The sequence below is a fragment of the Porifericola rhodea genome (assembly GCF_030506305.1).
Classification (GTDB): domain Bacteria; phylum Bacteroidota; class Bacteroidia; order Cytophagales; family Cyclobacteriaceae; genus Catalinimonas; species Catalinimonas rhodea.
The window spans coordinates 1,398,869-1,423,056 of record NZ_CP119421.1; the positions used below are offsets into that span (position 1 = coordinate 1,398,869).

Consider the following 24,188-nt stretch of genomic DNA (forward strand, 5'->3'; position numbering starts at 1 on the left):
TTGATTGAATCAAAGTACATGTATCAATATTGAAACCAATTGGTACAATTTTGAACCTTCTGCCTCCAGGCTGTAGCTACATTTGAATAGACGCAACAGCCTAATCATGATAAAAAACAGACACCTTCTTTTCTGGTCAATTACAGTAGCCTTGGGTGGATTCCTTTTTGGCTTTGATACTGCGGTAATTTCTGGCGCGGAGCAAACCATACAGACAGTCTGGCAACTTAGTAGTGTACAACATGGGCTAACGGTCTCTATAGCATTACTTGGTACGGTAATCGGTGCTTTATTCGGAGGGATACCCTCTGACTCATTAGGCAGAAGGCAAACACTTTTCTGGATAGCTGTACTCTACTTTTTATCAGCCCTGGGCTCAGCACTGGCTACCGACTGGTACCTTTTCCTGCTATTTAGATTTATTGGTGGCCTGGGTGTAGGAGCTTCATCGGTAGCGGCCCCCATGTACATTTCTGAAATTTCCCCGGCTAATGCACGCGGCAGACTGGTGGCACTCTTCCAGTTTAATGTGGTTTTTGGGATACTCATTGCCTACCTCTCAAACTACCTGATTGGAGGTAGCAGAGCGCAAGACTGGCGCTGGATGTTAGGGGTAGAGGCCATTCCGGCCCTCATCTTTTTGGTGCTGATACTTTTTGTGCCAGAAAGCCCCCGCTGGCTGGTAATAAAAAAAGGAAAACTGGCCGATGCATTAAAGGTTCTGAAAATTATTAATCCTGTGGGGGCTGAGGCAGAACTAGAGTCTATTCAAAGCTCGGCAGAAGTTGAGCGAGAAAGCTCCAAATCGCCTTTCTTTTCTAAAAGATATAGTTTTCCTATCAGCCTGGCAGTGCTATTTGCGATGTTTAACCAACTCTCAGGCATCAATGCTATAATTTATTACGCTCCGCGCATTTTTGCCATGACTGGTCTAGATACAGCTTCTTCTTTACTTTCTACAGCAGGCATAGGTATTACCAATTTTGCCGCAACACTTATCGCACTCAATTTTATAGACCGGTTTGGCAGGCGTAAACTTATGCTGATTGGCTCGGTGGGCCTCATCACTACTTTAGCACTAGTATCTCATGCTTTCTTTACACAGTCATTTGGAGGACTGTGGGTACCGATCTACCTTTTTCTGTATATCGCTTTTTTTGCCTTTTCGCAGGGAGCTGTCATCTGGGTATTTATCTCAGAAGTGTTTCCCAATCGTGTCCGAGCACAGGGGCAGGCTTTAGGAAGCTTCGCACACTGGTTTATGGCAGCACTTGTTGCTTTTATCTTTCCTATCATTACTCAAGCGCTTGGCGGAGGGCTCACCTTCTTGCTCTTTAGTGGCATGATGATACTGCAGCTACTCTTCGTAGTCAAAATGATGCCGGAAACTAACGGAAAATCTTTAGAAGAAATGGAAACCAGCCTACATTATGAAAAAGTATAAAGACAACAAATCAGCCATTTGTTTTGGAGAGATGCTTTATGACATTTTTCCTGACGGCCGTCTGCCGGGTGGTGCTCCCATGAATGTAGCACTCCACCTGCACCAGCATCAGATTGATACTCACTTTATCTCCAGCATTGGTAGAGATGAAGAAGGGGACTCTTTACTCAAGATGCTGGAAGAAAGAAACTTTAGCACCCGATGGATTCAGAGAAACCCGGCATACCAAAGTGGCAAAGTCTACGCAGATGTTAGCAAGAATGAAGACGTAAGCTACGAAATCGTTTATCCTGTTGCCTGGGACTACATAGAAACGGATGACCAACTTATTGAGCTGGCTAAAGAGACTCAGATTTTTTTATACGGAAGTCTGGCAGCCAGGGGCACTAACTCACGTCATACGCTCCTCACACTTCTTGCTCATGCCAATACTAAAGTATTTGATATCAACCTGAGGCAGCCATTTTATGACCGCGAACTCATACAAAAGCTACTACAGCATGCCGACATCGCAAAGGTAAATGAAGAAGAGTTTAGCTTGCTGGCACAGTGGTTTCTGGGCAAAGAGAGTGAAGAAACAGCAGAAAATGATATTTATGAGTTAGCCGAAAAGTTTAAGCTGGATACCATTTGTATCACCAGAGGTAGCAAAGGCGCAAGCTTATTAGCAGAGGGCAAATTATGGCATCAGGCAGGTTTCCATGTTACTGTAGCTGATACCGTAGGCAGTGGAGATGCTTTTTTGGGCGCCTTTTTAAGTCAGATGCTGCACAACAAAAATCCACAAGAGTGCCTGCAATACGGCTGTGCGGTAGGCGCATATGTAGCTTCTCAAAAAGGAGCTACACCGCAGGTAAATACGCAAATCATTCAGGATTTTTTCAAATAAACCACCTATACCTATGAATCAGCACCTCCATCTGATAGAGCGGCGCTTTCAGAACAAAAGACTCTCTTTCAATTCACTTACAACCACCTTATTAAATCAAACTCAATTATGAAAAAGCAAACCTTACTAAAACTACTCCCGGCACATTGCTGTCTGCTAGCCCTGTTCTGGCTTTGCAGCTTCACTATAGCCCGGGCACAGGAAACTACCGTAAGCGGCACAGTTACTGACGAAAATAATGAGGGGCTACCCGGCGTTAATGTGCTGATTAAAGGTACGGCTAAAGGAACAGTAACAGATGTAATGGGTAGCTACAGTCTGAGTGGTGTTGCTCCTTCAGATTCTTTACTGTTTACCTCCGTAGGCTATGCCTCACAGGTAATAGCGGTTGGCAATCAGACGGCTATCAACATCAAGCTGTCTGAAGATGTTCAGTCCCTTCAGGAGGTTGTGGTGGTAGGCTATACTGCTGAGCGTAAGGTAGATCTTACTGGCGCCATCGCTGTAGTAGAGCTTGAGCCACTGAAAGGGCAGAGTCTTAGTTCAGGAAACCCGGCGCAAGCCCTGCAAGGAAGAGTACCAGGCCTTTACATAGAACGTTCCGGCGACCCTACCGGTACAAACCAGCAAATCCTAATCCGTGGAGCTAATACTTTGGGAGATAACAACCCGCTCTACATTATTGATGGTGTGCCTACCACACGCCCAGAGGTATTTGCCAGCCTCAACCCCAGCGTTATAGAATCTGTTCAGGTACTTAAAGATGCTTCAGCAGCCTCCATATATGGCTCCAGAGCCTCAAACGGCGTACTCATAGTGTCTACCAAAAACCGAGTTGGTGGCGGTGACAAGAAATTTAATGTGCAATTTAACTCTAACATATCGGCACTTTCTGAAAAAGGGCAGCGATACGAAATGTTAAATGCTGTAGATCGCGGAAGAGCGCTCTGGCAAGCCTCTGTAAATGACCGCACTGACCCTGCGGGAGGTTACGGAGAAATTTATGACTTTGACTGGAATGGAGATTTTGATAATCCCGTATTAAATGGTGTAAGCGTACGACCTCTAGTTGGGGGAGCCCCAAATGTGCCGGCAGGAGATACCGACTGGCAGGATATAATGTACGAAACTGGGTATGTGTATAATAACGATTTAACAGTCTCCGGCGGTACAGAAAATGCTTTTTTGTTAGCCAACATTGGATACCTGAAGAACACAGGCACACTGGCTTATACCAATTATGACCGATATACAGCCAAGCTTAACTCTAATTTTAGCCTGTTTGAGGATGTTGTTAACTTCGGCGTAAACACACAATTTGCTTCTTCTAACGAAACACTGGCCTCTCCTGATGTAGGCTCGGCCCCTACTCCCGGCCTGGCGGTTACGCTTGCCCCTACTATTCCTGTTTACACATCAGATGGAGACTTTGCCGGCCCACTCGGTTCAGGCTACTCCGACCGAAACAATCCCTTACTCATGCAGTACATCAACCGCTGGGACAATACACACCGCAGCTCTTTTCTGGGTAATGCTTTCGCGTCGGTTCGTCTATTGGAAAATCTGAATTTCAGAACCAGTATGGGGGTAGATTATAACCAAATTAGCATCAAGAATATTGAGCCTAGAGTCTCTAATGGATTTATTACCAGAAGTATCAACAGCCTGACTCGGGTAGAAGATGATTACCTAAGCCTGACTTTCTCTAATACCCTAACATACAAGCTGGAGCTAGGCAACCATAACTTTGATATACTGGTAGGTACTGAAGCCGTGAAAACGGATCTCACTTTTTTAACTTCCAGCGCGCAAGAGTTTGCCGTAGAGACTGAGGACTTCTTTGTGCTCAATGCTGCCACAGGCTTGCGCAACAATACAGGAGATGAAACAGGTAGCCGACTTTCTTCACAATTCGGTAAATTAAGCTATCGCTTTCAGGACAAATATCTGGCGTCATTTACCCTACGCAGAGATGGCTCATCACGATTTGGAGCCAACAACCGCTACGGTATTTTTCCTGCAGCTACTGTAGGCTGGAGAATAGACCAGGAAGATTTTATGACTGGCATAGAACCCCTGACCCAGCTAAAGCTGAGAGCTGGCTATGGCGAAGTGGGTAATCAGTCTATTGGTGACCTTTCTCGCTTTGGCTTATTTGCACCTCGCTATGGACTTACCCAGGAGCAGGTACGCCGTACTGGCTTCTTCTTTGATCAGTTTTATAATGTAGGTACTGCTTACGACCTGGCCGGTGTAAACACAGGTACTTTACCTTCTGGCTTTGTATCTATCCAGGGTGCGAACCCAGACCTGAAGTGGGAGACCACAACCGAAATTAATGTAGGGGTAGACTTCGGCTTCTTTACTCAAAAACTACAAGGTTCATTTGACTATTTTACTCGTAAAACCAGAGACGTGCTAATTACCCCACCAGTAGCTTCTGCGGCGGGTGAAGGCGTACTTAGAACACTTAATGGAGCTACAGTAGAAAATCAGGGCTGGGAGCTAGCCCTGGGCTATACTGATGAGCTGGAAAGTGGCCTTACCTATACCATATCTACCAACTTTAGTAGCTTCAGAGATGAAATTACTGAGCTGCCGGAAGAGGTGCGCACTGGCTTTGCCGGCAATGCTGAACAGGATATTCTGGGTGAATCTCAGTTCGCTATATTTGGTTACCGAACCGATGGTCTCTTCCAAAGCCAGGAAGAGGTAAATGCTCATGCTAACCAGGTTGGTGCAGCACCCGGTCGCATTCGTTATGTAGACCTAAACAACGATGGTATTGTTAACGCTCTGGATCAGGAGTATTTTGGTACTACCCTACCCAAGCTGGAGTATGCCCTGAGCATTAATCTGGCTTACCGTGGATTTGACTTTTCATTGTTTGGCTCTGGGGTAAGTGGTCGTCGTGGGTTTGACAATTACATATTCCTCAACGAATTTATCCGTGGTAGAGACAATGTAGGCCCTGGCACACTCGACGCCTGGACTCCCGAGAACTCAGACTCATCTATTCCAGCACTTACGCTTTCTGACGGAAATAATGAAACCCGTACCTCTGACTATTTATTTGTAAACAACTCGTACTTCAAACTCAGAAACTTGTCTTTGGGCTATAGCTTGAACCAGAATACGCTGGATAATATGGGCCCTGTAAGCAACCTGAGAGTTTATGTACAGGCAGAAAACCTCTTCTGGTTCAAAAATGAAGAGTATGGTGGACCCGACCCTGAGCGCCGGGATATAAATGCCATCCCTGTTCCAACAGTACTATCGCTTGGACTCAACCTGAGCCTATAATTTTACACTAGCAACAGAACTAAATTATGAAACTCAATATAATCATTACTCTTTTGGCAGCAACGGTGCTGCTGGTATCTTGCAATGACGATTTTCTGGAATATGAGCCTAAAGGCGTGTTGTCTAACGAAAATGTGGCGGCTCCCGAAAATATAGAAGGTCTGGTAACTGCTGCGTATGCGGGTATCGCCAATGACGAAATGATAGGCCCCATTACCAGCAATTGGGTATATGGTAGCGTACGCTCCGACGATGCCTACAAAGCAGGAGGAGGGGTCTCCGATGTAATAGATATCCACTTTTTGGAGCAGTATAATCTGGTACAACCACAAACTGGTGACAACTGGATGGGGCCATTAACCTTCACAAACCACTACAAAGCTATTTCCAGAACCAACTTTGCCCTGAAAGCGATTAGTGAGACTGAAGATTTTGACTTAAAGGCTACTCGTGAAGGTGAGCTCAGGTTTTTGCGAGGACACTCCTACTTTATGCTCAAGCAGCTTTTCAAATACATCCCCTACATTGATGAACGCATGTCGCCGGAAGAGATTCTGACCGTCTCTAACCGTGAGTTTAGCAATGATGAATTGTGGGATAAAATTGCTGAAGACTTTCAGTTCGCAGTAAACAATTTGCCGGAAACGCAGCCGGAAGTTGGTAGAGCCAACCAGTTAGCTGCTAAAGCCTATCTGGCTAAAGTGCGCCTCTACCAGGCCTATGAGCAAAATGAGCAGCATCAGGTGATTAACATTAATACCACGCGCTTACAGGAAGTTGTGGACTTGACTTCTGATGTGATTAATTCCGGAAAATATAGCTTACAGCCTGACTTTGCAGAAAACTTTCTTAATGGCTTTGATAATGGGCCTGAGTCTGTATTTGCTGCTCAGTTTTCTATTGCGGATGGCACAACTACAGGCAGAGTATCCTTTGTCACTGGCCTTAACTCTCCGCATGGCTCTCCCGATTATGGATGTTGTGGGTTTCACTACGCCAGCCAGAATATGGTAAACGCTTTTAAAACGGATGAAGCTGGTCTTCCTCTGTTTGATACCTTCAATGATGAAGATATGATTGAGCCTGAAGATTTTCAGAGCAATGGTGTGGACCCACGCCTTGACCATACTGTAGGCGTACCCGGGCATCCATTTAAATACAATGCTAATTTTCTGTACAGCGAAAGCTGGGCACGTGACCCAGGCGTGTACGGTTTCTTTGGAAATATGAAGGAGCAACAGCTTCCGGATTGTTCATGCTTTTTGAAGCAGGGCCCATTTATCGGCACCTCAAAAAACATAGACTTCATTCGTTATGCAGATGTACTACTGATGCAGGCAGAAGCCCTGATAGAGCTTGGCCGTCACAACGAGGCCCTACCCCTGATCAATCAGGTACGGTCTCGTGCTAAAGCCAGCACGGAGCGTCTGCAATTTAGCGATGGGTCTATGCCTTCTAATTACCGTATAGAGGTATATGTGGATGGTGAAAATATTAACTGGACACAGGAGAACGCCCGCGAAGCACTTCGTTGGGAGCGGAGACTGGAGTTTGCTATGGAAAGTCCACGTTTTTTTGACCTGGTACGCTGGGGCATTGCGGAAGAAACACTAAACGCTTACCTCGCCGAAGAGAAGACCAAACGCGACTACCTGAGTAATGCTCAGTTTACCGCTGGCCGCGATGAATATTTGCCCATCCCTCAGCGAGAGATAGATTTTACCAAAGGGCTTTATGAACAAAACCCTGGCTATTAAACTAAATTCTTGATCCATAATTCTTCAGTAGGTTCGGGTGTCAAACATTCTTCCTGCTGAAGAATTATGCTTTTACTTCATAACCTCAAAAAACATTCTGGCTAATTTATGAGACTACTAACTTTTATAACTACGCTCTGTTTTTTGGCAGCCTGCCAGCCCAGCAGTACCCATGAACAGACAAGTGATGCACAGCAGCAAGACAGCCTTAGCGGCGAGCAACACCGACCTCTTTATCATTTTACTCCTCCTCAGCAATGGATGAACGACCCTAATGGTATGGTGTATTACGATGGAGAATACCACCTGTTTTATCAGCATTACCCCGACAGCAACGTATGGGGGCCTATGCATTGGGGACATGCCGTGAGTGAAGACATGGTACATTGGGAGCATTTGCCCATTGCTCTTTATCCCGATAGCCTGGGTATGATTTTCTCAGGTAGTGCGGTAGCAGACCTAAACAACACTTCTGGATTGGGTAGCGCCGAAAATCCTCCACTCATAGCTATTTTTACTTACCATAATATGGAGGGCGAAAAAGCCGGTGAAAATGATTACCAGACTCAGGGCATAGCCTATAGCGTAGACAAAGGAAGAAGCTGGGAGAAGTATGAGGGCAATCCGGTAATAGAAAACCCTGGCATCAAAGACTTCCGTGACCCTAAGGTTTTCTGGCATCAAGAAAGTGAACGATGGATTATGATTTTTGCCGCAGCTGACCGTATACGCCTGTACAATTCTCCCAACCTGACGGACTGGACTTTTATGAGTGAGTTTGGAGAGAATAGTGGCTCTCATGGTGGGGTATGGGAGTGCCCCGATCTTTTTCCGCTGCTAGTTAACGGAGAAGAGAAGTGGGTCATGCTGGTGAGTATCAATCCCGGCGGACCTAATGGTGGCTCCGCTACCCAGTACTTTATTGGAGACTTTGATGGGCAGACTTTTACGAATGATAATTCCCCGGGAACTTCTCTCTGGGTAGACTATGGCAAAGATAATTATGCGGGTGTAAGTTGGTCTAACGTACCGGAGAGTGATGGTCGCCGCATCTTTTTAGGATGGATGAGCAACTGGCAATATGCCAATATTGTACCTACGTACAGCTGGAGAAGCGCCATGACGATAGCCCGCGAGTTACAGCTGGTAGATACTGAAGAGGGCATTCGCCTGAGCTCTTTGCCAGTAGAAGAGCTGCATAGCCTCAGAAAGGCATCTTTAGAAGTAGAGAGCCAGAGGATTTCTGCTACCCAGTCTCTGTCTGCACAAACTAGCTGGCAGGCAGTAGCCAAGGAGGGAATATTTGAATTTATCGTTCCTCAAAATTCTCAGGTCAAAGAATTTGGCCTTAAGCTCTCTAACAGTTTGGGAGAGGAAGTTCTGCTTGGCTACGATAAAATGAAAAATGAATACTACGTAGACCGAAGCCAGGCCGGAAAAAATGAGTTCTCTGCTGACTTCGCCGGAAGACACCCTGCGCCCAGAACTGCTACTTCTGATACCATTAAGATGCATGTTTACATAGATGTAGCTTCAGTAGAGCTATTCGCCGACGATGGTAAAACAGTAATGACAGAAATCTTTTTTCCTAACGAGAACTTCCTGCAGTTGGATCTTTATACAGAAGGGGGCGAGGTTCAGTTAGTTTCTGGCAACCTGCATCAGTTAGAAGGTAGCATGCCCTAGTACACCTTCTTAACTTATATATAGAAAAAGCACAAGATTCTGTCCTGTGCTTTCCTTTTTGTACTTCATTGCCTATAAGCTATTACAAACCCATTTCTCCCATAGAGGGCGGCACTTGTTGGCTGGCCCAGTTTGTATTTGGCTCATCACCCATCTCCAGTACCAGCTCCCCTCCCTGCAATATTTCTTCATGGAGAAGGTAGCTACGTTCCAAAGGCTCACCATTTAAGGTAGCCGACTGTATGTAGCGATTTTCATCTGAGCTATCTGTAGCCTTAATACTAAATGTATTACCATTGCTCAAGTTAATGTTTGTTTCCTCAAAAACCGGACTACCTAATACATAATAAGGCATGCCCGGGGCTACCGGATAAAAACCCATCATACTAAATGTAAGCCAGGCAGACATCTGTCCGGCATCTTCGTTTCCGCTGAGCCCTCCCGGCTCTGAGCTGTATTCTTCACGAATAATATCGCGCACCCACCGCTGCGTTTTCCAGGGTTCTCCAGCGTAAGCATAAAGGTATACGGTCTGGTGTCCTGGTTCATTACCATGCCAGTAGTAACGCTTCTCAAACAGAGTATCCAGCTTTTGAATAAATTTGTCTTTGCCTCCCATTAGCTGCATAAGCCCTGCTACATCATGTGGCACATACCAGGTATACTGAAAAGGCGAACCTTCGGTAATGAAGCTTGCTCGCGAAGCTACAGGGTCAAAAGGCTCTATCCAGCTACCATCAGCATAGCGCCCACGCGCATAGCCCGTGGTGGTATCAAATACGTGCTGGTAGTTTTTGGCCCTCTGTGCCAGCTGCGCATAGTCTTCCTGCTTACCTATTTTACGGGCTACCTGCGAAAGCACAAAATCGTCAAAAGCATACTCCAGAGTACGAGAAACCTGCTCTTTTTGATGAAAAGAATCAGGCACCGAGTCTTCCAGCGGAATGTAATTGTACTTTAGATAAGACTCCATACCCCTTCGGCCCTGCCCGTTCAGATAGCTCTGCCGATCAGTATTTACTTCAAAAGCATTCTTGCGCATAAGAGCGTAAGCCAGTTCCTGATCAAAATCATCTATCCCTTTTACCCAGGCATCTCCAATCATGGCGGTCACATGGTCACCAATCATGGCTGAAGTATAGCTGTTCCATGCCGGAAATATCGGTAGCCAGCCTCCCTGTTCTCCTTTTTTGATCAGAGAACGTACCATATCATTTGTCTTCTCAGGATTGAGTATGGTATGCAGCGGATGCACCGCCCGGTACGTATCCCACATAGAAAAGTCAGCATAATAGTCAAACCCTTCTGCCTGAAATATATCGCGGGAAGCACCAAAGGCTACAAAAGCCCCATCATCATCGCTAAACATACGAGGTAGAAGCATTGCATGGTAGAGCGATGTATAGAACATACTTTTGTCTTCCTCGCTACCGCCACTTACCTGTACTTTGCTTAGTTGCTCTGTCCAGGCAGTTTCAGAGGCCTGCCTTAGCTCTTCAAAATTCCAGCCTTTGATCTCTGCCTGCATGTTTTTTCGTGCCTGGTCCAAGCTGGTATTAGATACGCCAACCCTAACCATCAGCGGCTGACCTTCTGCCGCTGGAAACTGTACAAACGCACCTACTGACTCTCCGTTGCCTTCTGTTTTTAGCTGCCCCTCCAACACTTCGTTTCCTCTCCAGACTCCATAGGCTTCTATAGGCTGTTCAAACTGTATTACAAAATAGCCGCTAAAGCCAGCACTCTCCCCCCAACCCTGGTAGATACGATGTGCGGGATTATATCCTATTACTTCATTACGCTCAGGCACTACTGCTACATAGCCTTCTCCCTCATCGCTGTTTGGTTCTATTACCAGATAGGTTGACTCTTCATTCTGAGGAGTAAAGCGTAACATTCCGGCACGGGAAACCGCCGTAACCTCTGCCTGTATATCGTAATCATCCAGCATTACTTTGTAGTAAGAAGGAGTAGCAGTTTCTGTATCATGAGTATAGGAAGAGGCTCTTTCTTCAGCTTTCAGTTTCAGTTCACCATTTAGGGGCATAATGGTTACACTACCATAATCCTGTGTACAAGAGCCGCTCATCCAGCGACTCGCCCTAAAACCCTGAATATGGGTATCTTTATAGTAGTAGGGAGGCACACATTTTTTCTCTGTAGCCTGAGTCTGGGGGGTCCACTGTACCATACCAAAGGGTACTCCTACAGCAGGGAATGTCTGCCCCCTCAACTCAGAACCTGCCTCACTGTGTAGCTGGGCACTCTCAGTAGTACTGGCGGCAGTGCCGATGAGTGGATTAACATAGCCCAGTGGACTGTCAGGAGAATCGGTAGCAGGCTGGCTGCCAGGGGTGCAGGCTGCTACAACAGCCAGCAACAAGCCTAATACAATATTTTTCATAGGTTGAGTAATAGATATAGGTTTCATAGGGGTAATTTCCTGCATTAAACTGGTTTAGACAAATACAATAGGCCAAACTTCATTTTTTTGTAGTTCTGCGCGCAAAACATTTTCTGAACAGATCTCTTATGCTAAAGGGCTTACTCACTATCTCTTTTTAAAACATATTGCCCTGTTTTTTTATGAAGCCCTTCTACTGTTAGCTATAAGTAGGTATTAACCTAAATCAGCTGGCAGCTCAGGTAAAGGCTGCTGCTGGATGATCAGCAAGCATGAAACTTATTATCTGCCAGATATAAAATCATCTCTGACCGTTTGTATGACCGCATTTTAAGCTGATGCTTTAGCATAGCTTTGCCTCTTCTGATCTTGGTTTTGGGCGATTTTAAGTGCTCCCGAAACGGATTTTTGTGTCTAAACTTCAGATTTCTTTTAACATAACATAAAATTCATCCGTCTGCCTGTGTCTGCTCAAAACATTTAGCTTTCTTTGGTTAAGCTAACCAACCTAACACATGCGTACACTATTCACCCTAAGCCTCAGCCTTATTTTATTTCAAGCCTCATATGCTCAACAGTGGTATAAAGGTAATCTGCACACCCACTCTTATTGGAGCGATGGCGATGATTTTCCGGAGATGATTATGGACTGGTATAAGTCTCACGGATACCATTTTGTGGGCTTATCAGATCATAACATACTGGCAGAAGGAGAAAAATGGAAGCTTATTCCTAACTCCTATGCGCACCGTCAGGGTTTTCAGAAATACCTGGACAAGTACGGCGAGGAATGGGTAGAGTACGAAAAAGATGCAGACGAGCGCATACGTGTCAGGCTGAAAACCTTAGCTCAATACCGCCCCCTGTTTGAAGAAGAGGGCAAGTTTCTGGTAATACAGTCAGAAGAGGTAACGGATCAGTTTGAAGATAAACACATCCACATGAACGTAACTAATGTGCAGAGCCTGATAGAGCCACAGCACGGCAATAGTGTTACGGAAGTGATGCAAAATAATATCAACGCTATTAACCGACAAAGGCAGGAGAGTCGTGTACCTATGTTTCCCCACATTAACCACCCCAACTTTATCTGGTCTATCACGGTAGATGATATGATACCCTTGAGCGGAGAGCGCTTTTTTGAAGTCTATAATGGGCATCCTATGGTTAACAACTATGGTGACTCTACTCGTTTGGGAATGGAAAAGATTTGGGATATTCTCATTACCAATTATTTGAGAGATCAGAAACCTGTAATGTACGGGCTGGCTACCGATGACGCACATAGTTACCATATCTACGGAGGCGATCAAAGTAATCCCGGTCGCGGATGGGTAATGGTAAAAGCAGAAGAGCTGAGTGCAGAAGCCCTGATTAAAGCGCTGGAAGCAGGAGACTTTTACAGTACTACTGGGGTGGAACTGGAAAGTATTGTCCAGACTGACAATAGACTGAGCGTAAAAGTAAAAAAAGAAGGAGGTATAAACTATCGTATACAGTTTTGGGGTAGCAAGAAAGGAGCCTCTCGTAAAGATATGGGCGTATTATTGCAAGAGGTAGAAGGCCTGGAAGCAAGCTACCAGTTACAGGAAGACGAACTCTATGTACGGGCAAAGATCATCTCCACCAAACCCAAGATCAACCCTTTTCAGGAAGGAGACTTTGAAGTAGCCTGGACGCAGCCGGTAGTTCGCTAACCAACAACTAAGGGCGCTGTGGTTCTTGATTTGAAGTGGGCACCCATGTACCATTCAGCATCACACGCTCTACTTTATACATGGCCTTAATATCATTCAGAGGGTTGCCATTCACGAGAACTAAATCTGCCTGCTTTCCCTGCTCAATGCTGCCTAAGCGATCTTCAATGCGGAAGAAACGGGCATTCTCTATGGTGGCAGCCTGTATTACCTCGGTATTACTTAAGCCGCTTTGCGCCAGCAACTCCAGTTCGCGCTGGTAAGCCCAACCAAACTCTGCATAAGGCACATAGGTATGAGACCCAGCTACTACGGAAGCTCCTGCTTTTTTGGCTTTTCCTACAAAAGCGAGCATGTTCTGAAAACCTTTAGCCTTGGTGCTATCTGTATGCTCTTCATCCAGCTGGTATTCAAAAATTGCCAGAGTAGGACTGATTACGGTTCCGCTTTTTACAATTTTACTGATGAGCGTATCTGTCTGTGCACTATTCATGTCTATCTTGCTCCATACATCATAGCGACCATACCTGCGTGCGTTGTTATCAGCCATTACCCTCTGCCGATAGGCTTCTGCTTCTGGTAATGGTATCAAGCCAGTGCCGAAAGAAGTGACATGCTCAATACCATCAATACCCGCAGCCATAGCATCAGTAGCGGTAGTTATCTCAAGATGAGCCGTTGTAGGAATACCGTATTTATCGGCCTCTTCACAAATAGCACGTATAATTTCTGGTGTCAGCCTGTAATATACTTTAATAGCAGAAGCACCATCAGCAACAAAATCAGCCACCCTGGCCCTGGCTTCTTCGGCATCTCTTACTATAACACAGTTTTTTGGGTAGGCCGGAGGAAACATATCCAGGTGTGGCCCAGTAAGAAACAGGCGGGGGATTACTCTTCCTGCCGACCTGATCTCCTTATACCTATACTCCCAGGCTCCGGGATCGCGAATGGAAGTGACTCCATGGCTTAAAAACTTAGTAATTAGCTCAATATTACCCTGATGATAGTGTGCATCCAGCAGACCGGGAAGCACAGCTCTTCCTTCTGCTTCTACAACTTCTGCCATATCGGGTACGGCAAAGCTACCCTCTTCTCCTACTTCAGTTATAAGACCATCTTCTACCAGTATAGAGGCATTGTTTAATGGCTCTCCGCCCAAGCCATCAATAAGTAATGCTCCTTTTATCAGAATACTTTTTTTAGCGGTAGGAATAACATCTTCGTTAACTGCACGAATCTCAACTTTTTGGGAAGGAATTTCTGTCTGAGTTTTATGCGTTGCCTGAGGCTCGGAGGTACAATGTACCAATAATAAGCAACCAAAGAGGAAGCCTGCAATTTTGCTTATATACATGAGGTTGAAAGGTTTATGAAATTTCTATCCGATGCTCAAAAGGGGTAATACCCGTTATATAAACGCTCTGAGCTTCTAATTGGGGTAGTGCGCCCCTAAGCTGAACCCAGCTATGTTCGCTTTTGCCCGGGCCAAAACGAATACTATGCTCACCTTCTTTTAGCGTGCCGTACCCTTCTTCCAGAAGGTAGGTATCTTCCTGTAGCTTGCGTACTCCGGTAAGCTTACTCCCCTTCCGAAAGGCCATTTCTATGGCTACCGGCACCCGGTCAATACCACTCAGACTAATATGAATTGCGAAACCCTGACCGGTCTCACTTATACGCACCTCTGATAAGATTTTTTGCACTTCACTCTGCGGGCGCTTATCGCGTGGCATCTTTTCCCAGTCTCCATCGTGAGGCAGCTCTTCTGGAGGAAATGGCTGATAGTAGGGTCCTTCCAGCCACTGGCGTAATACTAACTCGCCGCCCTCCTTTTCCAGGCTTTCCCCTTCAAATTGTCCTTTACCAAAGAAGGCCGAAGCCAGTCGGATTCCCTCAAGGGCCGCCATACCTTTAAAAAAGGTAAAGAAGATAGGATTTTTTGCCAGAATAGTCGCATCACGCTCTTCTCTCCGTATTCTGACCAAATCTGAGCCTCTGAATATTTTATGGTAGTTGGTTGGTAATGCCGAAGAGGGGGGAAGGGCCTCTTTCAACTTTTCATCCTCCAGAAAATAGGCCAGACTATTGCTGATTTTATCTGTCTCGTGCTTTTCCAGATAAGAAGCCATAGCAGCAAACAGACTATTTTGATCATGAATAGCCATGTAGCGGTAAGCATAGTAATAGCGTTGCATGCTCCCTCTTTGGTATTTATCTTGACGGCCGGAACCTTCAGAAACTACCTCACCATTGGCATGCAGATAATATAGTGTCATATCCAGATTTCTTCTGACCGGTTGCAATAGTTCTGGCTTATCCATTAATCGGGCTATGGTAATCAGACTTTTGTTTACGATGGGGCTATATATTAGTGTGCTCTGTTCGGTGTATTGCCCATCTTCGTCAATATCTATTTTTTCGGCCAGCCATTCATTTATCCGTTTCTGATAAGCCTCATTCGGAAAAAGGTGATGAATTCGAGCAAGGGCCATGCACACCACCCAGCGATGGTTGGGCGTATGTATGCCTCCAATACTTAACGCCTTAGCGGCTCTTTGCAGGTAGGTTTTCAGATTATCTCTGAGGCTTATTGTCTCCTCAGTATCATCCTGGCTCAATAAGGTATATGCCAGACAAACAGGCTCTACTGTAAAGCCCGTATCTGGAGTGGAATGAAAATTAGTAGTATGTAGGTCAATAGTACCATCTGTGTGTTGTGCCTTCAGTAGATAAGTACTAGCATTTTCCATTGCTTTTATCAGCTCTGGCTGATGGTAATATTTGGATTTGGCTGACACATAACCACAGCTTAATGTCTGGAAAAAACCAGAGGTCTGCTGAGGGTTATGTATACCGTAACTGTTTCTGATACCCCCATACCATGTATGACTGGTTTCTTTTTCCTGAAATTTGAGCACACGCGCTATGTAAGAATCGTAATTTTTTACAAATACTGATAGTAGTGTTTCCACGTTTGTAGAAGATGGTAAGCTTACTGGCAGAATAGGATTGATCCAGAAGGGAATAAAACAAGCGCTGCTGCTTAGCCCCTGCAGAAATTGGCGTCGTTCCATAAGTAGGTGTTGTATAGTTGTATTTGCCCGAAGGTATTCTATCTTTAAAATAGACAATGCCTGACTGACCCGCAAATACTTGGTAAGACTAGCTGCTAAGTACAATCAGGCATGACTTTTTTACCTACTATGAAATCGCGCTTTTACTAGTCTTTCTTCCCATTTAAGCCCAGGCGCAGCGTCGCCCTTAAAGTATTGTTCATAGGATGACTGAAGAGACCATCATCAAATAAAGTATAACCCAGATCAAGATTGAGCATGCGATATTTAAACCCTAAGCCTAGTGTTAAATATTTGATATCCCCTTTGTCCTCTGACTCATGGTGGTAGCCCGCTCGGAAATAATAATTTTTATGGAAATTATACTCCATCCCCAGGTTTAGCTGTATTTCACTGAGCTCTTCAGAAAAGCCATCAGGGGCATCTGTAAAAGATCCAAAGGTACCGCTAAACCATCCACGAGTAGGATCTTTACCCCTAGCAATGCCTACTATATTACCCTGATCATACTGAGAGACAGGAAGTGTAGGAATTAATAATTTACTAGCAGAGGTAGTAAGTGTAAGTTTATGGTTAAGATTAAATTGAGTACTGAAGGCCGCCCCCAAAGCTAGTCTGGCAGGTAAGTACATATCAACCCTTTCTGTTTTTTCAACTTTGGGCCCTAAATTACTTACCGCAGCTCCCAGCGATAATTTGCTGTCGTTGTTAAGCAAGCTAACCTCTTGCTGAAATAATGCTCCTATGTCTACGGCCCAAGATGCAGAATAATCTCCAGAGTTTCTGGCCAGGTTGTTATAAGAATAATTATTCCCCAGGTACTTTACACTACCGCCCAGGCTCCACTTATCACTTAGCGCGTAAGAGTATGTTAATGAAGCTGATAAATCGTAAGGTTTAACTGATATGGGTTGTTGACTGCCGGAAGAAAAGAAACGATAATCGCCTAGATTAAAATAGGTAAATGACAGGCCGATCGCACTTTTTTTACCTAGCTTCTGCGCCACCGAAGCATTCATCATATACATATTATTGGCTACCTGGGAGGCCCATGGCGTATATGAAAAGGAGGCGCTGTACTGATCTTCCATCCGTACAAGCCCGGCTGCGTTCCAGTACACAGCATTGACATCTGTAGCTATAGCTACTCCCGCATTTCCCATGGCAGCAGTACGGGCATCTGGAGCTACAGTCAAATACCCAGCTCCATAAAATGGAAGTCTTGGATAGCCTTCCCCATTAGTAGAAAGCCCTAATTGAGAGGGCTGAGCAGGTTGCGCCCAGCTTACTAAGGTGAAGACAAAAAAAAAGCACAAGTGTAGTGGTTAACAATTTCAGTTTAAGCATAATTTTATGAGCTTTTAGTCAATTCAAACCAAACTACCTACTCATACACCTAATATTCACAATATTATTCTTGAATAGAAACGCTCAAAATTATATGTTATTACACTTATAAAAAGTCTTTAAAATTAATTCTGTACTAAGTATTCTTTATAAGGGTTCTAGACCTTATTCCACGCGGGTTTTAACTTAATAAAGGAGGGTTTATTAGTGTAAAGGAGAAAGAGGTAAAGCTTAAGACATAAGTATAGTCACTCTAAGCATAGTCTTTAAGGTAAACCTTTACTTTGGTACCTTCTTCGTATTTACTATCAATCTCTACCTTACCCCCATTTTTTTCTACCATGCTTTTTACAATAAAAAGCCCCAGGCCTTTACCGTTACCTGTATTAGTTAGTCTTCTAAAGGGAGCAAATGCTTTATATTGGTCTACCTCTGTACGAATACCCATACCATTATCGGCAAAAAGCAAAAGAGTGTACCCATTTACCTTTTGAGTCCTTACATTCATCTGTAAATCTCTGCCTGGGTAGTGGTATTTGATGCTATTGTCTACAAGTTGGTCAATAATATTCCTGATGTAGTCGGGACTGTACAATATTTGATCTTTCTCGCTGAAGTCTACTGCTATAGTGGCATGGTATAAAGTCATTTCTGCCCTATGTCTCTCTGTAACTTCTTTCAAGACGCGTTCAAAATTTACATTACCAATATTTGCATCTGCCCTGTTTTGTAATTCAATTAGTCGGATGAGGTTGGTAAGTGTATCATCTAATTGGTTGACAGATATTGTCAGTTTCTGATCTATCACATCGGTCTGAAAACCGGGATTGTCGTCACGTACCTGCATAAGTCCTTTAATATTGGTAACTACACCACGCAGGTTATGGGCCACCGCATGCACGAAATCGTCCAAGTAGCGATTGATGGCTATCAACCTTTGATTTCGCTGTTTGAGCTGATTTTCTGCCTGCTCCAACTGTAAATTTGTAGCTTGGGTACGCTGTAGGAGCACTTGTTTTTCATAATCAATTTTATGGACAATCATGGAGACTTTGAGCCCCACCAAAGTCATAATCAAAGAAAGTACTGTGGCAATAACAATGATGCCTAGCTCTTCATTCAGAAGTTGTATCTGTGTAGCTGTAATTACCAGAAAACCTGTAACTATAGGTAACAAAAAAGCGATAGTAAGTAGCCGGCGAGCTATAAATCCGCCTAATGACTTTCTGTAAAAAATACTCATGCAACCCCGCCCTCTGTAGAGTAAAGCTATGCTTATCAAAGTCAGGATAAAGACCAGTGTGGTAGGCAACGAAAAAGAGGAGAAGATGCCGATGCTATACATCGCCCTAAAATTGATTGCGTAGCTGTATAAGCCAAAAATTGCCAGGTAAAACCCCAGAATAATTAAAGACTCGCTAATTGTTTTGTAGATATTATTTGGTGAGCTACACAATAGAAATGCTACGGCAGACATAAGAAAAACCAGGCAGGTGGCAGCAGACATAGACATATCTGCACTCAAACTCAACAAACTGGTATTTGTAGTTCTAATCCATAAGTTGATAAGCGCAAATATTAATATTAGGCTAATACCCAAGCGCGCTATTTTTCTCTGCCTACGGGCCTCCAGCAATAAAGCTATACCAAAAGTAGTAAAACTTAAGGCTGTTATGGGTTTCATACTTTCTGCTCCACTTTCTGTGGAGCCATAAAAGGTAATGAGGAAATTGCTGTTGACAACCCACCCTATAAGTATAAGTAAGCTCACAAAAATGATGAGCAATGATAATAGCTCAACTAATTTTACCCTAACACGCATAAAAAATTATGGAAGTTTGCCCCTCTAAATACGTAAAATACACAATAAATGGAACAAAACCTGTAAATCTACTTATAAAAACAGGGTGTGACACTCATATATTTTATTTATAATACCTGCAGATTTTACTCTAACTCTATATTTAAGAGGTTTCTGTTGCTTTTATTCCTTTTCTAGCTGAATACTCTAATATAAGTAAGTATCAGTGTGAGCTTTGTATACATGAGTAGTAGGAACAAATAAAAAAAGCCCAGTGATGTCACCAGACTCTTAATGTATAGCAGACTTTGGCTAAAACTTATAGCTATGTTTGACTCGCATACTTTAAAAATGGCATTGGCACATCTTTAGGCTGACAGGTACTGGTCTATAAATGTAAAATTAAGAAGGCTACATACCATTACCTGATCATTATCAGTATATTAATAAGGCGTAACACTAGTGATGCACATAAGTTGTGCGATGAGAAAAAAATAAAAAATCCCGTACCAGAGAGGAACGGGATTGAGGGAAGAAGTGGATGTGTGACTTTCTTAATTGATTCTCATGTCTTTACTATTCATAAGAGCACCGGCCCCTTCTATAGCAGCCTGTGCAGTTTCCGCAACCTCTTCAAAGTTTTCTTCTTCAGCCTCTTTCACCTGCGCTATTTCTGTATCCAGTTTATTGAGGTATTGCTTCATTTTTTCAATATTACCTGCCAGAGTAGCAGTATCGTCATAGTCACCAGGTATTTCTTCTAACTGTCTAATCTGGTTCTCTAGTTCTGTTCTCTGCATATTTAGCGTAGCCAATAGCTTCTTTTTTTCCAGGCTCATCTCCTCGCTATCCAGTTCCAGAGGTTTATCGTCATCTAGGTTAGTATCTTCTATCACTTTATCTTCGGGATAAGCCACATCGCCTGTCTGAGAAGTAGCCGACTCTTTTTCGCCTCCTCCGCAGGCACTCAATAAGAAGGCCATTGCCAGACTTAATGAAAAAAGAGAAGCGGATTTGAATATATTTAGTCTTTTCATTGTTTCGCTCATTAGTCCAAAAAATGATTCTGTAGTAATAAAACAACTGAAGAAGCATACTGTTTAGTAGCCCATAAAAGAATTTGGTTATACTTTTGCTTCAACAGATTGCGTTAAGGCTGTACAACTCAAAGAAGTATGAATAAACACATCAAAATATTTAGCTTGCTAGGCATTGTTTTAGCTCTTTGTAGCTTCCAGACCGTAGGCATTGACCTGGTTAAGACCAAAATAGCAGAAAATATAGAAGTAGGTTTGCCCTCCACCTTTATGGCAATGAGCGAAGACGTGCTTAACCAGCGCTACCTTACTGCCCGCAAACCTATTGCCGCATATACTAACGATAAACAGGTGGTAGATTTTACGGTAAACACTTCTAATACACGTTGGCAATCATCAGACCTACCTATTCTAAAAGATTTTTATAAAGCCAGTCTGATGGAACTCTACGATGAGATTGAGTTTAGCAGAGAAGAAATTGAGGAGATTAATGGTAAAAACTATGTGGTGTTTGAGTTCAGCTCTATTGTAAAGCCAGACGAAAACGCTTTAAGAGCGCAAAGTCCGATCCGCCGCTACACTCGTATTCAGTATACAGTACAGGGAGGAAAAACTCTGGTCTTTAATTTTAGCTGCCCGCAAGCTTTGCAAAGAGCCTGGGAAGAGACAGCAGCAGAAATTATGCAAAGTATTATAATTAAGTAAAGTGGGTATACTACAACCAGACGACAAATATTTTATGCAGCAGGCGCTACGTCTTGCTGAGCAGGCTTATGAGGAGAATGAGATTCCAGTAGGTGCTGTAGTGGTCGCCAACGAGAGGATAATCGCCAAAGCCTATAACCAAACAGAAAGGCTACAGGATGTAACTGCTCATGCCGAAATGCTTGCCCTCACCTCTGCTTTCAATCATTTTGGGGCTAAATACCTTCCAGACTGCACACTTTATGTTACCCTGGAACCATGTGTGATGTGCGCAGGGGCACTGCACTGGGCACAGATTGGAAAGTTGGTATACGCCGCGGCAGATGAAAAAAAAGGCTTTACTCTACACAGCGAAGGTATTTTACACCCTCGTACCCAGGTAAAGCAGGGCATACTGGCAAATGAAAGCACAGAACTAATTCAGTCTTTCTTTCGCCGTATGCGATCCAGATAAATCCATTTTGCTAGTACAGGCTGTAACCTACACCAAAGCGCACTGCCAGATTGCTCCACTCAAAATAGTAGTCTGTCATAGCTTCCAGGCGCCAGTTGTCTGTAATTTTACGCGCATAGCCTACTCCAAACGCATAGTCAACGTTTTTTCCTAAAAGCGGACGAAATCTTAAAAAGACCGGGTCTATAGGATAAAAACGCATGCCTGGCACAAAGCGAATACTTTCTGTCCAGACTTCTACACCGGTAGTAACAGCCAATTGATCATACAAAAAGTAGTTAAATTCCAAGCCAAGCTGTGCTTTATCTACAAACTCAAAAGGGTTGCGATTGTCTGTTTTGTAAGCATCTACTTGGGCTGTAAATAGATATTGCGCCTGAGCTACGGATAGGTGTAAGGCTGTAAAAAATAGCGTGAGTAATACGAGTTTCTTCATAGTAACCGATAGTTTCGGCAAAGGTAATAGCTAATCTTTTTGTTCGTAAAGTTTTTTCAGTTCATTTAACTCATCTCGCATACGGGCAGCCTCCATAAAGTCTAGTTCTTTGGCAGCTTTCTCCATATTTTTTTGTGTTTTCCTGATGAGTTTATCAAGATCTTCCTTATTCATGTAGGCCACTACCGGATCAGCGGCAATGCTAGTCTCTTCCGGTCCGGCATAGGCCTTTTTCACGGCTTTCTTGGAATCTGCCACCCGGGTAGAGAACATGATAGCCTCTTTGGATTTTAGCACCGTTTTAGGCGTAATTCCATGCTCCGCATTGTACTCCATTTGTTTACTACGGCGGCGGTTAGTTTCGTCTATCGCTACCTGCATAGAGCCGGTAACTTTATCTGCATACATGATTACCATACCGTTTTCGTTACGTGCAGCACGACCAATGGTCTGTATCAGGGAGCGCTCGTTTCGCAAGAAACCCTCTTTGTCGGCATCCAGTATAGCTACTAAAGATACCTCTGGCAAATCTAGCCCTTCTCTCAAAAGGTTAACCCCTACCAGCACATCAAACTCACCCAGCCTTAGCTCTCTTAATATTTCTACTCTATCCAGCGACTTTACTTCTGAGTGTATATAACGACTACGCACTCCGGCACGCTCCAGAAACTTTTGCAGTTCTTCTGCCATACGCTTCGTAAGCGTAGTGACCAGTACCCTTTCGTCAAGCTTTACTCTTTCATCTATTTCCCCCAGCAGGTCATCTATCTGATTAAGGCTTGGGCGAACTTCAATTACAGGGTCTAGCAGTCCTGTAGGACGTATTACCTGTTCTACAATTACTCCTTCTGAAACACGCAGCTCATACTCCCCAGGGGTAGCACTTACGAATACCACCTGGTTGGTCATATCTTCAAACTCATTGAAAGTAAGCGGGCGATTATCCAGCGCTGAGGGAAGGCGGAAACCATAATCTACCAGGCTACTTTTGCGAGCGCGATCACCTCCCCACATACCTCTAACCTGTGGAATAGTTACGTGGCTTTCATCTATCATTATTAGGTAATCGTCCGGGAAGTAGTCCAGTAGGCAGAAAGGTCGCTGCCCTGGTTGTCTGCGATCAAAGTAACGAGAATAGTTTTCAATGCCTGAGCAGTAGCCCAGTTCGCGTATCATCTCCAGGTCAAACTCGGTACGTTCTTCTATCCTTTTGGCCTCCAGAAAGCGTTTTTCATCCTGAAAACTCTGCACCTGCTCTACCAGATCATCCTGGATCTCGTGAATTGCTTTTTGAGTGGTATCCTTTCCCGTGACGAAGAGGTTAGCTGGGTAGATCGTAATCAGGCGTTCATCTGCCAGCTTTTTACCGGTATGCGGATCAATACGGTGGATAGCTTCAATCTCATCTCCCCAGAAATAAATACGATAGGCAAAGTCTGCATAAGCTACAAAAATATCTACCGTATCACCTTTTACTCTAAAGTTTCCTCGCTTAAACTCAGCTTCAGTACGGCTGTAGAGAATATCTACCAGGGTATAAAGCAGTCGCTGACGAGATAGGACATCTCCTTCTTGCAGTCGTATTACATTTTTGCCAAACTCGTCAGGGTTACCCAAACCGTATATGCACGACACCGAAGCCACAACCAGTACATCTCGTCGGCCAGACAGGAGGGCAGAAGTAGCACTTAAGCGCAGCTTCTCAATTTCCTCGTTGATTGACATATCCTTCTCTATGTAAAGATTAGTCGTAGGAATGTACGCCTCTGGTTGATAGTAATCGTAATAAGAGATGAAGTACTCTACCGCGTTTTCAGGAAAGAATTGCTTAAACTCTCCAAACAGCTGAGCTGCCAAGGTTTTGTTATGGCTGATGATCAGCGTTGGGCGATTCAGGTTGGCAATAACATTGGCCATGGTAAAGGTTTTACCGGAACCTGTTACTCCTAACAAGGTTTGAGCATGCTCACCACTTTCTATTCCTTCGGTAAGTTGCCGGATAGCCTCTGGCTGGTCGCCGGTAGGCTCATATTCAGATATTAACTTAAAGTCCATAGTATAATTAACAGTGTGCACAAAACAGCCGGCTCGGGCTAATTGTTCAGTATCGCCTATAGGTATATAAATGCTAACAGAAGCACTTTACTAAAG

General features: G+C 44.1%; 16 protein-coding genes. 8 read left to right on the forward strand and 8 right to left on the reverse strand.

Annotated elements, in window-relative coordinates; all coding sequences use genetic code 11:
• Nucleotides 1–106: 106 nt before the first annotated feature.
• The 5 genes from PZB74_RS05730 (at nt 107) to PZB74_RS05750 (ending at nt 9,079) form a co-directional block, all read left to right on the forward strand.
• Entirely contained in the window at nt 107–1,444 is a 1,338-nt protein-coding gene (locus PZB74_RS05730; RefSeq protein WP_302241405.1) for a sugar porter family MFS transporter, read from the forward strand.
• Nucleotides 1,431–2,333 carry a carbohydrate kinase family protein gene (locus PZB74_RS05735; RefSeq protein WP_302241406.1) on the forward strand — a complete coding sequence of 301 codons (903 nt, stop codon included), beginning with the start codon at nt 1,431–1,433 and terminating at the stop codon, nt 2,331–2,333. Before PZB74_RS05730 ends, PZB74_RS05735 begins: the two co-directional genes overlap by 14 nt.
• A 108-nt stretch (nt 2,334–2,441) precedes the next feature.
• Nucleotides 2,442–5,636: a SusC/RagA family TonB-linked outer membrane protein gene (locus PZB74_RS05740; RefSeq protein WP_302241407.1), complete on the forward strand. Its 3,195-nt coding sequence runs from the start codon at nt 2,442–2,444 to the stop codon at nt 5,634–5,636.
• A gap of 26 nt (nt 5,637–5,662) precedes the next feature.
• Nucleotides 5,663–7,393 (forward strand): RagB/SusD family nutrient uptake outer membrane protein, encoded by a 1,731-nt coding sequence (locus PZB74_RS05745; RefSeq protein ID WP_302241408.1) that lies wholly within the window; start codon nt 5,663–5,665, stop codon nt 7,391–7,393.
• Nucleotides 7,394–7,501: 108 nt separating this feature from the next.
• On the forward strand, nt 7,502–9,079 hold the full coding sequence (locus PZB74_RS05750; RefSeq protein WP_302241409.1) for a glycoside hydrolase family 32 protein: 1,578 nt from the start codon (nt 7,502–7,504) through the stop codon (nt 9,077–9,079).
• Nucleotides 9,080–9,161: 82 nt separating this feature from the next.
• Here PZB74_RS05750 and PZB74_RS05755 read toward each other — a convergent pair whose 3' ends face one another.
• Nucleotides 9,162–11,483 carry a GH92 family glycosyl hydrolase gene (locus tag PZB74_RS05755; RefSeq protein ID WP_302241410.1) on the reverse strand — a complete coding sequence of 774 codons (2,322 nt, stop codon included), beginning with the start codon at nt 11,481–11,483 and terminating at the stop codon, nt 9,162–9,164.
• A 515-nt stretch (nt 11,484–11,998) separates the two neighbouring features.
• On the opposite strand from PZB74_RS05755, the gene PZB74_RS05760 reads away from it, so the two are divergent.
• Nucleotides 11,999–13,180: a CehA/McbA family metallohydrolase domain-containing protein gene (locus tag PZB74_RS05760; protein ID WP_302241411.1), complete on the forward strand. Its 1,182-nt coding sequence runs from the start codon at nt 11,999–12,001 to the stop codon at nt 13,178–13,180.
• Between the two features lie 7 nt (nt 13,181–13,187).
• Here PZB74_RS05760 and PZB74_RS05765 read toward each other — a convergent pair whose 3' ends face one another.
• The 5 genes from PZB74_RS05765 to PZB74_RS05785 all read right to left on the reverse strand — a co-directional run bounded on the left by PZB74_RS05765 (nt 13,188) and on the right by PZB74_RS05785 (nt 20,442).
• Nucleotides 13,188–14,537, reverse strand: coding sequence for an amidohydrolase family protein (locus PZB74_RS05765; protein ID WP_302241412.1), 1,350 nt, complete (start codon nt 14,535–14,537; stop codon nt 13,188–13,190).
• Between the two features lie 13 nt (nt 14,538–14,550).
• Entirely contained in the window at nt 14,551–16,257 is a 1,707-nt protein-coding gene (locus PZB74_RS05770; RefSeq protein WP_302241413.1) for a hypothetical protein, read from the reverse strand.
• A 146-nt stretch (nt 16,258–16,403) separates the two neighbouring features.
• Nucleotides 16,404–17,573 carry a type IX secretion system outer membrane channel protein PorV gene (gene porV / locus PZB74_RS05775; RefSeq protein WP_302241414.1) on the reverse strand — a complete coding sequence of 390 codons (1,170 nt, stop codon included), beginning with the start codon at nt 17,571–17,573 and terminating at the stop codon, nt 16,404–16,406.
• 284 nt (nt 17,574–17,857) lie between these two features.
• On the reverse strand, nt 17,858–19,426 hold the full coding sequence (locus PZB74_RS05780; protein WP_302241415.1) for an ATP-binding protein: 1,569 nt from the start codon (nt 19,424–19,426) through the stop codon (nt 17,858–17,860).
• Nucleotides 19,427–19,959: 533 nt separating this feature from the next.
• Nucleotides 19,960–20,442 carry a hypothetical protein gene (locus tag PZB74_RS05785; RefSeq protein WP_302241416.1) on the reverse strand — a complete coding sequence of 161 codons (483 nt, stop codon included), beginning with the start codon at nt 20,440–20,442 and terminating at the stop codon, nt 19,960–19,962.
• A gap of 138 nt (nt 20,443–20,580) precedes the next feature.
• Between PZB74_RS05785 and PZB74_RS05790 the strand changes: the two genes are divergently transcribed.
• Both PZB74_RS05790 and PZB74_RS05795 read left to right on the forward strand, forming a co-directional pair.
• Nucleotides 20,581–21,147 (forward strand): hypothetical protein, encoded by a 567-nt coding sequence (locus PZB74_RS05790; RefSeq protein WP_302241417.1) that lies wholly within the window; start codon nt 20,581–20,583, stop codon nt 21,145–21,147.
• A gap of 1 nt (nt 21,148) precedes the next feature.
• On the forward strand, nt 21,149–21,601 hold the full coding sequence (locus tag PZB74_RS05795) for a nucleoside deaminase (RefSeq protein WP_302241418.1): 453 nt from the start codon (nt 21,149–21,151) through the stop codon (nt 21,599–21,601).
• Between the two features lie 10 nt (nt 21,602–21,611).
• On the opposite strand, the gene PZB74_RS05800 is transcribed toward PZB74_RS05795, so the two are convergent.
• Nucleotides 21,612–22,037, reverse strand: a complete 426-nt coding sequence (locus PZB74_RS05800; protein WP_302241420.1) for a hypothetical protein — start codon at nt 22,035–22,037, stop codon at nt 21,612–21,614.
• A gap of 30 nt (nt 22,038–22,067) precedes the next feature.
• Nucleotides 22,068–24,092, reverse strand: coding sequence for an excinuclease ABC subunit UvrB (gene uvrB / locus PZB74_RS05805; RefSeq protein WP_302241421.1), 2,025 nt, complete (start codon nt 24,090–24,092; stop codon nt 22,068–22,070).
• Nucleotides 24,093–24,188 lie beyond the last annotated feature (96 nt).

Excerpts from the sequence above, each read along its gene's own strand:
- PZB74_RS05780 (WP_302241415.1), bottom strand. The coding sequence starts at position 19,426 with ATGCGTGTTAGGGTAAAATTAGTTGAGCTATTATCATTGCTCATCATT.
- PZB74_RS05790 (WP_302241417.1), top strand. The coding sequence starts at position 20,581 with ATGAATAAACACATCAAAATATTTAGCTTGCTAGGCATTGTTTTAGCT.
- PZB74_RS05770 (WP_302241413.1), bottom strand. The coding sequence starts at position 16,257 with ATGGAACGACGCCAATTTCTGCAGGGGCTAAGCAGCAGCGCTTGTTTT.
- PZB74_RS05800 (WP_302241420.1), bottom strand. The coding sequence starts at position 22,037 with ATGAAGAAACTCGTATTACTCACGCTATTTTTTACAGCCTTACACCTA.
- uvrB (WP_302241421.1), bottom strand. The coding sequence starts at position 24,092 with ATGGACTTTAAGTTAATATCTGAATATGAGCCTACCGGCGACCAGCCA.
- PZB74_RS05755 (WP_302241410.1), bottom strand. The coding sequence starts at position 11,483 with ATGAAAAATATTGTATTAGGCTTGTTGCTGGCTGTTGTAGCAGCCTGC.
- PZB74_RS05785 (WP_302241416.1), bottom strand. The coding sequence starts at position 20,442 with ATGAAAAGACTAAATATATTCAAATCCGCTTCTCTTTTTTCATTAAGT.
- PZB74_RS05750 (WP_302241409.1), top strand. The coding sequence starts at position 7,502 with ATGAGACTACTAACTTTTATAACTACGCTCTGTTTTTTGGCAGCCTGC.
- PZB74_RS05760 (WP_302241411.1), top strand. The coding sequence starts at position 11,999 with ATGCGTACACTATTCACCCTAAGCCTCAGCCTTATTTTATTTCAAGCC.
- PZB74_RS05730 (WP_302241405.1), top strand. The coding sequence starts at position 107 with ATGATAAAAAACAGACACCTTCTTTTCTGGTCAATTACAGTAGCCTTG.
- PZB74_RS05740 (WP_302241407.1), top strand. The coding sequence starts at position 2,442 with ATGAAAAAGCAAACCTTACTAAAACTACTCCCGGCACATTGCTGTCTG.
- PZB74_RS05735 (WP_302241406.1), top strand. The coding sequence starts at position 1,431 with ATGAAAAAGTATAAAGACAACAAATCAGCCATTTGTTTTGGAGAGATG.
- PZB74_RS05745 (WP_302241408.1), top strand. The coding sequence starts at position 5,663 with ATGAAACTCAATATAATCATTACTCTTTTGGCAGCAACGGTGCTGCTG.
- PZB74_RS05765 (WP_302241412.1), bottom strand. The coding sequence starts at position 14,537 with ATGTATATAAGCAAAATTGCAGGCTTCCTCTTTGGTTGCTTATTATTG.